General features: G+C 52.1%; 11 protein-coding genes. 5 read left to right on the top strand and 6 right to left on the bottom strand.

The features are described from left to right. The first annotated feature begins 48 nt into the window (after positions 1-48). The 4 genes from dapB to caiF all read left to right on the top strand — a co-directional run bounded on the left by dapB (position 49) and on the right by caiF (position 6,389). Positions 49-870 (top strand): 4-hydroxy-tetrahydrodipicolinate reductase, encoded by an 822-nt coding sequence (gene dapB, locus LY264_RS20700; RefSeq protein ID WP_048227117.1) that lies wholly within the window; start codon positions 49-51, stop codon positions 868-870. A gap of 455 nt (positions 871-1,325) precedes the next feature. After that, positions 1,326-2,474, top strand: a complete 1,149-nt coding sequence (carA, locus tag LY264_RS20695) for a glutamine-hydrolyzing carbamoyl-phosphate synthase small subunit (protein ID WP_048227116.1) — start codon at positions 1,326-1,328, stop codon at positions 2,472-2,474. Positions 2,475-2,491: 17 nt separating this feature from the next. Next, on the top strand, positions 2,492-5,716 hold the full coding sequence (carB, locus tag LY264_RS20690) for a carbamoyl-phosphate synthase large subunit (protein ID WP_003829707.1): 3,225 nt from the start codon (positions 2,492-2,494) through the stop codon (positions 5,714-5,716). 277 nt (positions 5,717-5,993) lie between these two features. Beyond that, positions 5,994-6,389 carry a carnitine metabolism transcriptional regulator CaiF gene (gene caiF / locus LY264_RS20685; protein WP_003829705.1) on the top strand — a complete coding sequence of 132 codons (396 nt, stop codon included), beginning with the start codon at positions 5,994-5,996 and terminating at the stop codon, positions 6,387-6,389. Between the two features lie 76 nt (positions 6,390-6,465). On the opposite strand, the gene caiE is transcribed toward caiF, so the two are convergent. The 6 genes from caiE to caiT all read right to left on the bottom strand — a co-directional run bounded on the left by caiE (position 6,466) and on the right by caiT (position 13,608). Continuing rightward, positions 6,466-7,062, bottom strand: a complete 597-nt coding sequence (caiE, locus tag LY264_RS20680; RefSeq protein ID WP_048227115.1) for a carnitine operon protein CaiE — start codon at positions 7,060-7,062, stop codon at positions 6,466-6,468. A gap of 55 nt (positions 7,063-7,117) precedes the next feature. Continuing rightward, positions 7,118-7,903, bottom strand: a complete 786-nt coding sequence (caiD, locus tag LY264_RS20675; protein WP_048227114.1) for a crotonobetainyl-CoA hydratase — start codon at positions 7,901-7,903, stop codon at positions 7,118-7,120. A 54-nt stretch (positions 7,904-7,957) separates the two neighbouring features. Continuing rightward, positions 7,958-9,511 carry a crotonobetaine/carnitine-CoA ligase gene (gene caiC, locus LY264_RS20670; protein WP_048227113.1) on the bottom strand — a complete coding sequence of 518 codons (1,554 nt, stop codon included), beginning with the start codon at positions 9,509-9,511 and terminating at the stop codon, positions 7,958-7,960. 61 nt (positions 9,512-9,572) lie between these two features. After that, entirely contained in the window at positions 9,573-10,790 is a 1,218-nt protein-coding gene (caiB, locus tag LY264_RS20665; RefSeq protein ID WP_003018901.1) for an L-carnitine CoA-transferase, read from the bottom strand. Between the two features lie 123 nt (positions 10,791-10,913). Next, the gene (gene caiA / locus LY264_RS20660) at positions 10,914-12,056 is read right to left on the bottom strand and encodes a crotonobetainyl-CoA dehydrogenase (protein WP_003018898.1); all 1,143 of its coding nucleotides are present in this window, start codon (positions 12,054-12,056) and stop codon (positions 10,914-10,916) included. Positions 12,057-12,090: 34 nt separating this feature from the next. Continuing rightward, positions 12,091-13,608: an L-carnitine/gamma-butyrobetaine antiporter gene (gene caiT / locus LY264_RS20655; protein WP_003829695.1), complete on the bottom strand. Its 1,518-nt coding sequence runs from the start codon at positions 13,606-13,608 to the stop codon at positions 12,091-12,093. A gap of 480 nt (positions 13,609-14,088) precedes the next feature. Between caiT and LY264_RS20650 the strand changes: the two genes are divergently transcribed. Continuing rightward, positions 14,089-14,859: an electron transfer flavoprotein FixA gene (locus tag LY264_RS20650; protein ID WP_048214962.1), complete on the top strand. Its 771-nt coding sequence runs from the start codon at positions 14,089-14,091 to the stop codon at positions 14,857-14,859. Positions 14,860-14,872 lie beyond the last annotated feature (13 nt).

The following is a 14,872-nucleotide window of genomic DNA, read 5'->3' as shown; positions in this document are numbered from 1 at the left end:
TGGTTAATCTGAAAACGATTTACGTAAAATTAACAAAAGAGAATAGCTATGCATGATGCACAAATCCGCGTTGCCATCGCGGGAGCCGGAGGACGCATGGGGCGTCAGTTGATTCAGGCCACTCTCGGCATGGAAGGCGTACAGCTTGGTGCGGCGTTAGAGCGCGAAGGCTCGTCCTTACTGGGAAGCGATGCCGGAGAATTAGCGGGGGCCGGAAAAACGGGCGTTACCGTGCAAAGCAGCCTTGACGCGGTGAAAGATGACTTCGATGTTTTCATCGATTTTACCCGCCCGGAAGGCACGCTGGCGCATCTGGCGTTTTGCCGCCAGCACGGTAAAGGGATGGTGATTGGCACCACCGGCTTTGACGATGCCGGTAAACAGGCTATTCGTGATGCCGCGCAGGAGATTGCGATCGTTTTCGCCGCGAACTTTAGCGTCGGCGTGAACGTTATGCTTAAGCTGCTGGAGAAGGCGGCGAAAGTGATGGGCGATTACACCGATATTGAGATTATTGAAGCTCACCACCGCCATAAAGTTGATGCGCCGTCAGGCACTGCGCTGGCGATGGGCGAGGCGATTGCCGGGGCGCTGGATAAAGATTTAAAAGAGTGTGCCGTCTATTCGCGTGAAGGTTACACCGGCGAGCGCGTACCGGGCACGATCGGTTTTGCCACGGTGCGGGCGGGGGATATCGTCGGTGAGCATACCGCGATGTTTGCTGATATTGGCGAGCGTATTGAGATCACGCATAAAGCGTCCAGCCGCATGACTTTTGCCAATGGCGCAGTGCGTTCGGCAATTTGGCTAAAATCAAAGTCAAATGGTCTTTTTGATATGAAAGATGTGCTTGATTTACGCAGTTTGTAGCTTTTATTACCCTTCGTGATGTGGTTATTGTAATCATAATTATTTGATTACATAGGGCAATATTTTATTGCCCTTTTATTTTTAGCTTCTGAATGTGTTTTTTCTTTTAATTGGTTATTTTTCCGTGTTTTGTTGAGTTATTCTGTTATATCAATGTAAATTTTGACCAAATGGTCCACTTTTTTCTCTCCCTTATTCTGTTTTTACACTCTTTGCCTGCCGCAAGCGTTTTCCACCCTGAGTTAGCTGATCTTTTTGCCTGTTAAATCGTGTGATTTATCCCAGTGGCGCAAAATAATAATAAAAAAAGCCCTTTTGGGTAGACTTTTGTGTGAGCTATCTCTAGAATGCCGCCGTTTGCCAGAAATCCATAGGTAAGCAAATTTGCATTGATTCATGAGGTGTTAATGAATTAATATGCAAATAAAGTGAGTGAATATTCTCTGGAGGGTGTTTTGATTAAGTCAGCGCTATTGGTTCTGGAAGACGGAACCCAGTTTCACGGTCGGGCCATAGGGGCAACAGGTTCGGCGGTTGGGGAAGTCGTTTTCAATACTTCAATGACCGGTTATCAAGAAATCCTCACTGATCCTTCCTATTCCCGCCAAATCGTCACTCTTACTTATCCTCATATCGGTAATGTCGGCACCAATGAAGCCGATGCAGAATCTTCTCAGGTACATGCGCAAGGCCTGGTCATCCGCGACCTGCCGCTGATTGCCAGCAACTTCCGCGATACTGAAGACCTCTCTTCTTACCTCAAGCGCCATAACATTGTGGCGATTGCTGATATCGATACCCGTAAGCTGACGCGTTTGCTGCGTGAAAAGGGCGCACAGAACGGCTGCATCATCGCGGGCGATAACCCGGATGCGGCGCTGGCACTGGAAAAAGCAAAAGCTTTCCCTGGCCTGAACGGTATGGATCTGGCGAAAGAAGTGACCACCGCGGAGCCTTATAGTTGGACGCAGGGGAGCTGGACGCTAGCCGGTGACCTGCCGGAAGCGAAATCTGCCGATGAAATGCCGTTCCACGTTGTGGCTTACGATTTCGGCGCCAAACGTAACATTCTGCGTATGTTAGCGGACCGCGGCTGCCGCCTGACGGTTGTACCGGCGAAAACCTCAGCAGAAGACGTTCTGAAGATGAATCCGGACGGTATCTTCCTGTCCAACGGCCCTGGCGACCCGGCGCCGTGCGACTACGCAATTACCGCGATTCAGAAATTCCTCGAAACCGATATTCCGGTATTTGGCATCTGCCTCGGCCATCAGCTGTTGGCGCTGGCGAGCGGTGCGAAGACCATTAAGATGAAGTTTGGCCACCACGGCGGCAACCATCCGGTAAAAGATATTGATAACAACACCGTGATGATCACCGCGCAGAACCACGGTTTTGCTGTAGATGAAGCCTCAATGCCTGCCAACCTGCGCGTGACCCACAAGTCACTGTTCGACGGCACCTTGCAGGGGATTCATCGTACCGACAAACCGGCGTTCAGCTTCCAGGGGCACCCTGAAGCGAGTCCGGGTCCGCACGACGCAGCACCGTTGTTCGACCACTTTATCGAGTTAATTGAGCATTACCGTCAGTCCGCGAAATAATCAGGAGTAAAAGAGCCATGCCAAAACGTACAGACATAAAAAGTATCCTGATTCTGGGCGCGGGTCCGATTGTTATCGGTCAGGCGTGTGAGTTTGACTATTCCGGCGCGCAGGCGTGTAAAGCCCTACGTGAAGAGGGTTACCGCGTTATTCTGGTGAACTCCAACCCAGCAACCATCATGACCGACCCGGAAATGGCCGATGCCACTTACATCGAGCCGATTCACTGGGAAGTGGTACGCAAAATTATTGAGAAAGAACGCCCGGATGCGGTGCTGCCAACCATGGGCGGTCAGACAGCGCTGAACTGTGCGCTGGAACTGGAACGCCAGGGCGTACTGGCTGAGTTCGGCGTGACTATGATTGGCGCAACGGCGGATGCCATTGATAAAGCAGAAGACCGTCGTCGCTTCGATATCGCGATGAAGAAGATTGGTCTCGACACCGCACGTTCAGGCATCGCTCACACCATGGAAGAAGCGCTGGCGGTTGCCGCTGACGTTGGCTTCCCGTGCATTATCCGCCCTAGCTTCACCATGGGCGGCACCGGTGGCGGTATCGCCTACAACCGCGAAGAGTTCGAAGAAATCTGCGAACGCGGTCTGGATCTTTCCCCAACCAACGAGCTGCTGATTGATGAATCACTGATTGGCTGGAAAGAGTACGAGATGGAAGTGGTGCGTGATAAAAACGACAACTGCATCATCGTCTGCTCCATCGAAAACTTCGACGCGATGGGCATCCATACCGGTGACTCCATCACCGTAGCACCTGCCCAGACGCTGACCGACAAAGAATATCAAATCATGCGTAACGCCTCGATGGCGGTACTGCGTGAAATCGGCGTAGAAACCGGCGGCTCTAACGTCCAGTTTGCGGTAAACCCGAAAAACGGTCGCCTGATTGTCATCGAGATGAACCCGCGCGTGTCCCGCTCCTCGGCGCTGGCGTCCAAAGCTACCGGCTTCCCGATTGCGAAAGTTGCCGCCAAGCTGGCCGTAGGTTACACCCTCGACGAACTGATGAACGACATCACCGGTGGTCGTACTCCGGCCTCGTTTGAACCGTCCATCGACTACGTTGTGACGAAAATACCACGCTTCAACTTCGAGAAATTCGTTGGTGCTAACGACCGCCTGACCACGCAGATGAAATCTGTCGGTGAAGTGATGGCGATTGGTCGTACCCAGCAGGAATCGTTGCAGAAAGCGCTGCGCGGTCTGGAAGTGGGCGCGACCGGCTTCGACCCGAAAGTAAGCCTGGACGACCCGGAAGCACTGACTAAAATCCGTCGCGAGCTGAAAGACGCTGGCGCTGAGCGTATCTGGTACATCGCCGATGCCTTCCGTGCTGGCCTGTCCGTCGATGGCGTGTTCAACCTGACCAACATCGACCGCTGGTTCCTGGTGCAGATCGAAGAGCTGGTACGTCTGGAAGAAAAAGTCACCGACCTTGGCATCAACGGCCTCGACGCTGACTTCCTGCGCGTACTGAAGCGCAAAGGCTTCGCCGATGCGCGTCTGGCGAAACTGGCCGGCGTTCGCGAAGCGGAAATCCGCAAACTGCGCGACCAGTACAATCTGCACCCGGTCTACAAACGCGTGGATACCTGTGCAGCAGAATTTGCCACCGACACCGCTTACATGTACTCCACCTATGAAGATGAGTGCGAAGCGAACCCGTCCGTTGACCGCGATAAAATCATGGTGCTGGGCGGTGGTCCAAACCGTATCGGTCAGGGCATTGAGTTTGACTACTGCTGCGTACACGCCTCGCTGGCGCTGCGCGAAGACGGTTACGAGACCATCATGGTCAACTGTAACCCGGAAACCGTTTCAACTGATTACGACACCTCCGACCGCCTGTACTTCGAGCCGGTCACGCTGGAAGACGTACTGGAAATCGTTCGTATCGAGAAGCCGAAAGGCGTCATCGTACAGTACGGCGGACAGACCCCGCTGAAGCTGGCGCGTGCGCTGGAAGCGGCAGGTGTACCGGTTATCGGTACCAGCCCGGATGCCATCGACCGCGCGGAAGACCGCGAGCGTTTCCAGCAGGCGGTTGACCGTCTGAAGCTGAAACAACCGGCGAACGCTACCGTAACGGCTATCGAACAGGCTGTTGAGAAGGCGAAAGAGATTGGCTACCCGCTGGTGGTGCGTCCGTCGTATGTTCTCGGTGGTCGCGCGATGGAAATCGTCTACGACGAAGCCGACCTGCGTCGCTACTTCCAGACCGCAGTCAGCGTTTCTAACGATGCGCCGGTACTGCTGGACCGTTTCCTTGATGACGCGGTTGAAGTGGATGTGGACGCTATCTGCGACGGTGAAATGGTGCTGATTGGCGGCATCATGGAGCATATCGAACAGGCGGGCGTGCACTCCGGTGACTCCGCATGTTCTCTGCCTGCTTACACCCTGAGTCAGGAAATTCAGGATGTGATGCGCCAACAGGTGCAGAAACTGGCTTTCGAACTGCAGGTTCGCGGTCTGATGAACGTCCAGTTTGCAGTGAAGAATAACGAAGTTTACCTGATTGAAGTGAACCCGCGTGCAGCGCGTACTGTTCCGTTCGTCTCCAAGGCAACTGGTGTACCGCTGGCGAAAGTCGCGGCGCGCGTGATGGCCGGGAAAACGCTGGCACAGCAGGGCGTAACCAAAGAAGTTATCCCGCCGTATTACTCGGTAAAAGAAGTGGTGCTGCCGTTCAACAAATTCCCGGGCGTTGACCCGCTGTTAGGGCCAGAAATGCGCTCTACCGGAGAAGTGATGGGCGTGGGCCGTACCTTCGCGGAAGCGTTCGCCAAGGCACAGCTGGGCAGCAGCTCCACCATGAAAAAACAGGGTCGTGCGCTGCTCTCCGTTCGTGAAGGCGATAAAGAGCGCGTGGTTGACCTGGCAGCGAAACTGCTGAAGTTTGGCTTCGAGCTGGATGCGACGCACGGGACCGCGATTGTTCTGGGTGAAGCGGGTATCAATCCACGTCTGGTGAACAAGGTGCATGAAGGTCGTCCGCACATTCAGGACCGTATCAAGAATGGCGAGTACACCTATATCATCAACACCACCGAAGGTCGTCAGGCGATTGAAGACTCCAAGCTTATTCGCCGCAGCGCGCTGCAGTACAAAGTGCATTATGACACTACGCTGAACGGCGGTTTCGCCACAGCGATGGCGTTGAATGCCGATGCCACCGAGAAGGTAACCTCGGTGCAGGAAATGCACGCGCAGATCAAAAAGTAATAAACAAAAGGACCGGTGAATATTGCTCTAACCGGATCTGTAATATAATTTTGAAAGGGTTTCTGTAAAGAAACCCTTTTTTTGTCTTGCGTAAGGTCATTCCTGGACAAGTCCGTTTCCGTAACCACATTTTCAATGTAATAAGCACGATATTGCTCACACTAATCAACATTCAAGTCGCATACTATCCTTTATATCCACAATTTTAATATGGCTTAGTTTTTATTAATTTGGACAGGCCGTAGCCAGATTTTTAATTTGTGAAAATGGTGTGCTTATGTGTGAAAAATATGTTGAAAGACCGCTTTATTTGTTAATTGCTGACTGGATGATGGCCGAGGATCGTTGGATCACCGCAAAGGAAATTTCCCGCCATTTTGATATCGAGCACTGCAAAGCAATTAATACGCTCTCTTATATTCTGTCGGAAGTGGGAGAAATTGTTTGTGAAGTTAAGATGATCCCTAATCAGATTGCCGGTCGGGGTTGTCAGTGCCAGCGTCTGGTGAAAGTCGTGAGTATTGACTCTCATCTCTACAGCCGACTGAATCACAATTTGCAGGAGAAAAAGGTGAGCATGGCGAAAACGCCACGCCTGTCTGCCGTTCCTCCAACAGAGCTCAACCGTGAGCAGAAATGGCAGATGATGCTCTCCAAGAGTATGCGTCGCTAATAATCAGTTTGCCTGATGGCGGCATAAACGGTGATTGACGCGTAGGCCGGATAAGCGTGAGCGCATCCGGCATCAATTACTGTGCTGATTTGGGTTTTACGTCCGTTGTGCCTTTCAGGCGTGGCCGGTTTTCTTCGACCCGCGTTAAGGGCAGTGTTTCGTGTAGACCTGTGTGGCAGCGAGTTGCAAGATCCTGATACTCTTTGGTGTTTAGCCGTTTCCAGTGCAGTTCCTGGTCCGTGACTTCACGCAATACGCGAGCGGGTGAGCCAACCAGCATCTGCCTTGCCTCTCCCTGAAATCCGGCTTTGACAAAGCTCATGGCGGCGACAATGCTCTCTTCGCCAATCACTGCGCCGTCCATAATGACGCTGTTCATGCCGATCAGCGCATCTCTGCCCACCACGCAACCGTGCAGGATTGCGCCATGGCCGATGTGTCCGTTCTCATGCACGATGGTATCGGTGTCACAGTAGCCGTGCATGATGCAGCCATCCTGCAAATTAGAACCTGCCTCCAGGATCAAGCGACCATAGTCACCGCGCAATGACGTGTGCGGGCCAATATAAACTCCGGCACCCACTATGACATCGCCAATCAGCACGGCGCTGGGATGGACAAAGGCATCCGGATGTACCACCGGAATCAGGCCCTCAAAGGCGTAGTAGCTCATCGTTTTATCTCGGTTTTATTGCCGGATAAGCGAATCGCTATCCGGCATCGGCACATTAACGACCTTTCCACACCGGGTCGCGTTTTTCGGCAAACGCCTGCGGTCCTTCAAGCGCATCTTCCGAATGCAGTACAGATGGATAGTGCTTCAGCACGCCGCTGCGGATGTAGCGGTAGCCTTCTTCCACCGTCATTTCGCTAGTGGTGCGATAGATCTCTTTCAGTGCGGCGATAGCCAGCGGGGCGCTATTGACCAACTGCTGCGCCAGTTCACGCGCGCTATCCATCAGTTCGCCCTGGCTGACAACGCGGTTGACGATGCCCCAACGCAGCGCTTCTTCGGCGCTCATTCGTCTGCCGGTCATCACCATTTCGTTGACGATTGCCGGTGGCAGCAGCTTAGGCAGACGCAGTACGCCGCCGCTGTCAGGCACGATTCCGAGCTTGGCTTCCGGCAGTGCGAAGCTGGCATTTTCCGCGCAGACAATAAAATCCGCTGCCAGCGCCAATTCAAAACCACCGCCAAACGCATAGCCGTTTACCGCAGCGATGACCGGCTTATCGAGATCGAAAATTTCGGTTAAACCGGCGAAGCCGCCTGGGCCAAAATCGGCATCTGGCGCTTCACCTTCAGCTGCCGCTTTTAAGTCCCAGCCTGCAGAAAAGAATTTCTCACCGCCGCCGGTGATAATCGCTACGCGTAATTCCGGGTCGGCACGAAAATTAAGAAACGCTTCACCCATGGCAAAGCTGGTTTTGGCGTCAATGGCATTGGCTTTAGGCCGGTCGAGGGTAATTTCCAGGATCGGGCCGTTACGGGTCAGATGTAATGAATCACTCATAGTTCATCTCCAGATAAATAGATTTCCCGGCAGGAGGAGTTCCTGTCGGAAGGGTTATTTCAGATTTTTTTTGATTATTTTTCCTGAACAATTGCGCGGCAGGTCGGTTCTTATCTCCATAAAAGAGGGAACCTTGAATTTCGCCATATTGTTTTCGCAGAAGCTGAAGAACTCGGCTTCGCTTAATGTTTCACCTTCATTAAGGACGATAAACGCTTTAATGGCTTCATCACGGATCGAATCTTTAATACCGACAACCACAATGTCCTGAATTTTGGGATGCGCAGAAATAATATTTTCCAGCTCGACGCAGGAGACATTTTCTCCGCCGCGTTTAATCATGTTGCAGCGCCTGTCGACGAAATAAAAATAGCCATCCTCATCCTGATAGCCCGAATCACCGGTATGTAACCAGCCCTCAGGTTCCAGCGCTTTGGCGGTAGCCTCCGGCTGCGCGTAGTACTCTTTGAAGATTGTTTTGCCCGGCACGCCTTTAATACAGATTTCGCCAATTTCTCCGGCGGGCAGGGGACGGTTGTGATCGTCGCGGATTTCGGCTTCATAGCTAAATCCCACGCGGCCAATGGAGGGCCAGCGTCGTTTGTCTCCGGGACGGTCGCCGATAATACCGACGATGGTTTCAGTCATACCGTAGGAGGTCAGCAGCCTGACGCCAAAGCGTTCGGTAAAATCGTCTTTTTCCTGCTCGGATAAATTGAGATAGAACATCACTTCGCGCAGGTGATGCTGTCTGTCGGTTGGTGCAGCGGGCTGCACCATTAGCGTTCTGATCATCATCGGAATGCATTCGGTAACCGTCGCCTTATATCTATGCACCTGATTCCAGAACGCCCTGGCACTGTACTTCTCTAGCAGCACAAAGGTGCTGCCAGCGGAGAATGCGGGCATTGCGGCGGTACACTGACAGTCGATATGAAACGCGGGCATCACCGTCATGTAGACGTCATCATCGCGCAGGGCGATTTGCCAGGCAGAGTAGTAGCCTGCAAAACGCAGGTTGTAGTGGGTAATTACCACCCCTTTAGGCCGTGAGGTGGTGCCTGAGGTAAACAGAATTTCCGCCGTATCGTCAGTGGATAACGCGGGCGTATAGCACAGCGTGGCGGACTGGCGGGATTGCAGTTGGGTAAAGTGACTCACGCCGTCGTCAGCCGGAAGCTGTTCGCCAATCAGACAGATATGATTAAGCGGGGTGCTATTTTCCAGCCGTATCTGGCGGTACATAGGATAAAACTGGGCGCTGGTGACCAGCAGACTTACCTGGCTGTTTTGCAGGATCCAGGCACTTTCTTCACCCAGCAAGCGGGCATTAATCGGTACCATGATGGCGCCAATTTTTGCCAGCCCAAACCAGCAAAAAATGAATTCCGGACAGTTATCCAGATGCAATGCGACCTTATCGCCCTTGCGGATCCCTAAGGAATGGAACAGGTTTGCCGTGCGGTTAATCTCTTCATTGAGCGAGGCATAGCTAAACTGCCGAACGATTCCTTCGCAGGATTCGAAAATTAACGCCGTTTTATCTCCGTACACCCCGGCCAGGTCGTCCCACATCTGACGTAAGTTTTGTCCGCCAACGATATCCATATTGCTTTATCCACTGAAATCAGGCGTGAGCGCTAACCATCGAGGGGTCAGCGCGTCGCGTTTATTCCTCAACTCTGGCCAGGCCTTTGCCGACCAGCTCATTTATGTCTGCTTCGCTATAACCAATATTTTTCAGAATGGCGGCAGTATCCATGCCATGTGACGGCATGCCACGCCAGATTTTCCCCGGATTGTTTTTAAATTTCGGCATGATGTTTGGCCCTTTGCAGGTGCGGCCATCCATTGTTTGCCACTGAGTAATAGATTCACGGGCAACGTACTGCGGGTTGCCTTCCAGTTCAGGAATAGTCAGCACCTTCGCGCAGGCGATGTTCAGCTCAGCAAAGCGCGCCTGGACTTCGGCGATGGTGTGCGTTGCCAGCCAGGCGTCCAGTTTCTCTTCCACAAGCGGGCCGTAAGGGCATTCCACACGATGGATAAGCTGGGTGCCTTCCGGGACTTCCGGTGTGCCAAGAATGTGGGCGAGGCCAATATCCTTGAAGCATTCGTTGATTTGCGTGATGCCGACCAGCTCCATAACGATATAGCCATCGGCGCATTTATACAGGCCGCAGCCAGCGTAATACGGGTCTTTGCCTTTGGTCATGCGTGGGCAAATTTCGCCGCCGTTGAAGTAATCCATCATGAAATACTGACCCATGCGCAGCATCACTTCGTACATAGCGATATCGATGCTTTCACCTTTACCCGTTTCGCGCACTTTGTGCAGGGCCGCCAGCGCTGCTGTCGTTGCGGTCATCCCGGAGAAGTAATCGGCGGTGTACGGGAAGGCGGGCATTGGCTGATCCACGTCGCCGTTTTGGATCAGATAGCCGCTGAACGCCTGTGCGATGGTGTTATACGCCGGAAGATTGGTGTACTCCTCGGTACCAAACTGGCCGAAGCCGGAAAGGTGGGCGATAACCAGTTTCGGGTTATGTTCCCACAGCACTTCATCGGTAATACCGCGGCGGGCAAAGGCCGGGCCTTTACTGGCTTCAATGAAAATATCGGTGGTTTCCATCAGCTTCAGAAACGCTTCCCGGCCTTCATCTTTGAAAATATTAAGTGACAGGGCGTGCAGGTTACGGCGTGAGAGCTGCGGATAGTTAGGCTGTACGCGAATGGTATCGGCCCATGCGACGTTTTCAATCCAGATAACCTCAGCGCCCCATTCGGCGAACATTTGACCGGCGAACGGACCGGCAATTTCGATCCCTGAAAAGACAACGCGTACCCCGGAAAGCGGGCCGAAGGCTGGCATTGGTAAATGATTCATCATTTTTCTCCTGGCATTTATGGGTGTCCATGTAGGCCGGATAAGGCACTCGCGCCGCCATCCGGCATTGATTGCCTGATGGCAACGCTAAGGCGTCTTATCAGGCCTACAGGTTGCGTCGTTCTATCGGTATTGCTTGAGTACCGCACGACCCAACGTCAGGATCTGCATTTCGTCAGAACCACCAGAAACACGGTCAACGCGCAGGTCACGCCAGAAACGCGTGATGCGGTGGTTGCCCGCGATACCAACACCTCCCAGTACCTGCATGGCGGTGTCTACCACTTCAAACGCGGCGTTGGCGCAGAAGTATTTACACATTGCCGCGTCGCCGGAGGTAATGGTGCCGTTATCCGCTTTCCATGCGGCTTCCAACAGCATGTTTTTCATGGAGTTCAGTTTGATCGCCATGTGCGCGAACTTCTCCTGGATCAGCTGGAAACGGCCGATCGTTTCGCCAAACTGCACGCGTTGGTTGGCGTAACGCGCGGCGTCTTCAAAAGCGCACATTGCCGTACCGTAGTTGGTCAGCGCGACGAGGAAGCGTTCATGGTCAAACTCTTCTTTCACACGGTTGAAGCCATTACCTTCCCGACCGAACATGTCTTTCTCGTCCAGTTCAACGTCATCAAAGGTGATTTCACAGCAGCTATCCATGCGCAGACCGAGTTTCTCCAGTTTGTTGACCTTGATACCCGCTTTGCTCATGTCAACAAACCACTCGGTATAAACAGGTTTATCCGGCGATGCACCATCTCTCGCCATCACTACGATGTACGGGGTATAGGCGCTACTGGTGATAAAGCACTTACTGCCATTAAGATAAACCTTACCATTTTTGCGTGTATAAGTGGTTTTCAGACTGCCAACATCCGATCCCGCTCCCGGTTCTGTGATCGCCGAGTTCCACATCTGCTTACCGGTCCCCTGGAACGCCATGATTTTATCAATTTGCTCTTGGGTACCTTCACGCAGAAAAGTGTTAAAACCGCCTGGTAATTGGTACAACACGTAAGTCGGTGCGCCAAGACGTCCGAGTTCCATCCAGACGGCGGCAACGGTGACAAAACCGGCTTCCAGCCCGCCGTGTTCTTCCGGGATCAACAGGCTATCGATGCCCATATCCGCCAGCGCTTTTACAAAACGCTCAGGGTAGACGCTGTCGCGATCGCACTCGGCAAAATAAGCTTCCCAGTTCTCACTGGCCATCAGTTCACGAATACCGGCGACAAACAGTTCCTGCTCGTCATTTAAGTTGAAATCCATCTTTCAGCCTCTTGATCAATTGGGTTAATAAGAATTACTTGTCTTTCCAGTGCACTTTGGCGTCTTTAATAAAGGACAGCGTCACCATGATGTTGACGAAGAACAGCGGACATCCCCCGGCGATAATTGCGGTCTGAATGGGCTTCAGTCCACCCAGCGCCAGCAGAACGATGCCGATGACGCCGACCAGAACTGACCAACCGATACGCACCAACAGCGGCGGTTCTTCACCATCACGAACTTCGCGACAGGTGGACATCGCCAGGGTGTAGGAGCAGGCGTTAATCAGCGTGACGGTGGCAATAAAGCAGAGGATAAAGAATCCCCACATGGTGGCGGTGCTGAGCGGTAAAGCAGCCCAGGTTTCGATAATGGCGCGCGCCACGCCGTGTTGTTCAATCAGTTGTGGGATGTTGAGAATGTTTTTATCCATCAGCAGCAGCGTGTTGCTGCCAAGGACGGTCCACAGGATCCAGGTGGAAGCGGTCAGGCCCAGTACCATCCCGAAACACAGTTCACGTACGGTGCGACCCCGAGAAATACGTGCCAGGAAGATACTCATCTGGATAGCGTAAATAACCCACCACGCCCAGTAGAAAACAGTCCAGCCCTGCGGGAAGCCGCCTTTGCCGATGGCATCGGTATAGAACAGCATGCGCGGCAGATGCATCAGCAGCATGCCGACCGAGTCGGTGAAGTAGTTCATGATGAAGCTGGCGCCGCTGACGATAAACACCCAGCCGAGCATCAGGAAGCTCAGGTAACTACGTACGTCGCTGGCGATCTTGACCCCTTTTTGCAGGCCGCAGGCCACGCAAATGGCGTTCAATATGATCCAGCAGGTAATGATGATGGCGTCGAGTTGCAGCGTATGCGGAATACCGAACAGCCATTGCATACACTCGGTTACCAGCGGGGTAGCGAGACCGAGGCTGGTGCCCATCGCGAAGATCAGCGCCACCAGATAGAAGTTATCGACGATGGTGCCGAACAAGCCCTTAGCATGCTTCTCGCCAACTAACGGTACCAGCGTGGAACTAGGGCGGATAACGTCCATTTTGCGTACAAAGAAGAAGTAGGCGAACGCGACTGAAAGGAAGCTGTAGGTCGCCCACGGCAGCGGTCCCCAGTGGAACAAGCTGTACGCCAGAGCTATCTCTTTTGCGCCAACGGAGTTGGGGGCGAGAGCAAACGGAGGGGTAGAGATATAGTAGTAGATCTCGATGGAACCCCAGAACAGCACCGCGGCGGATGTACAGGAAGCGAACATCATAAAAATCCAGCTGGCGGTACTAAACTCAGGTTTTTCGTCGCCTAATTTCTTTTTCGAATACGGGCCAAAGACCAACCAGAACCAGCCGAAGAGCATGACGACCATATACCATTCGAATGCCCAACCCCAGACGTTGGTGACATAACTGAATACCGCATTAATAACGACGTTAGCGGCATCAAGATCTCTTACTGTTAGCCAACAAAGTATCCCAACAATTATTAATGGCGGAAAAAAAACCTTCGGTTCAATTCCCGACTTTCTCTTTTCATTTTTCATAAGTGAATTCCAGTGTGAAAACGAAATTTATTTAGCGTGCCCGTATGTGATCGTTTGTTTATTTGTTATTAATGATTTGTTGATAACTTTTTAACCTCTGGGGCGCCTCAGTGAGTAACTCATAATGGGTATTCATTTCCGGCTATTCTGTTATCTGTGTCACACTTTTTTATGCTGGTTATTTTGTCTGAAAATCCAATTAATTCTTTTATTAATCATTGGGTTGATGTTGATTTTTTAACTTTTTTAAGTGACTGGCGTTCAATATTGTTGAACCAGCAAACAATATTGAAAATTTTCGTATTTGACATGTTTCTTTCAATATTGGTGAGGTGCATAACACTATTGAAAGTTACGAATATCAATGTGTGACATTTTCAATATTGGTGATTAATGTTTTATTTCCGAATTAAAGAGCGTGATATCTGTATTTAACACCGCCGATATAAATACGTTTCCTTCATGATTTCTGGAGATGCAATGAAGATAATTACTTGCTACAAATGCGTACCTGATGAGCAGGATATTGCGATTAATAATGCTGATGGAACACTCGATTTCAGCAAAGCAGATGGCAAAATCAGCCAATATGATCTGAATGCGATCGAAGCGGCTTGCCAGTTAAAACAGCAGGTGGGAGAGGCTCAGGTTGTGGCCATGAGCGTCGGCGGCAAAGCGCTGACCAATGCAAAAGGGCGCAAAGATGTGCTCTCCCGTGGCCCTGATGAACTGATTGTTGTCATTGACGATCAATTTGAACAGACGCTGCCGCAACAAACCGCCACTGCGCTGGCTGCCGCCGCACAAAAATCAGGTTTTGATCTGCTTATTTGCGGCGACGGTTCTTCCGATCTTTATGCTCAGCAGGTTGGTCTGCTGGTGGGCGAAATGCTGAACGTGCCGGCGATTAACGGCGTGAGTAAAATCCTCTCTCTTACCGACAGCACGCTGACGGTAGAGCGTGAACTGGAAGATGAAGTTGAAACCCTGAGTATCCCGCTTCCGGCGGTGATCGCGGTTTCTACCGACATCAACACCCCTCAAATCCCTTCCATGAAAGCCATTCTTGGTGCAGCGAAAAAACCGGTCCAGGTCTGGTCGTCTGCGGACATTGGGCTGAACGGCGCGCAAGCGTATTCCGAACAACAGGTTGCCGCACCGAAGCAGCGCGAGCGTCAGCGCGTTGTGATTGAAGGTGACGGTGAAGAACAGATTGCCGCGTTTGTCGAGAATCTTCGCAAAATCATTTAATTATCAGGGGATG

This window comes from Citrobacter portucalensis (assembly GCF_023374935.1).
Classification (GTDB): Bacteria; Pseudomonadota; Gammaproteobacteria; order Enterobacterales; family Enterobacteriaceae; genus Citrobacter; species Citrobacter portucalensis.
Note: the sequence above shows the minus strand (reverse complement) of the source record. Positions and strands in the feature narration are given on the sequence as shown.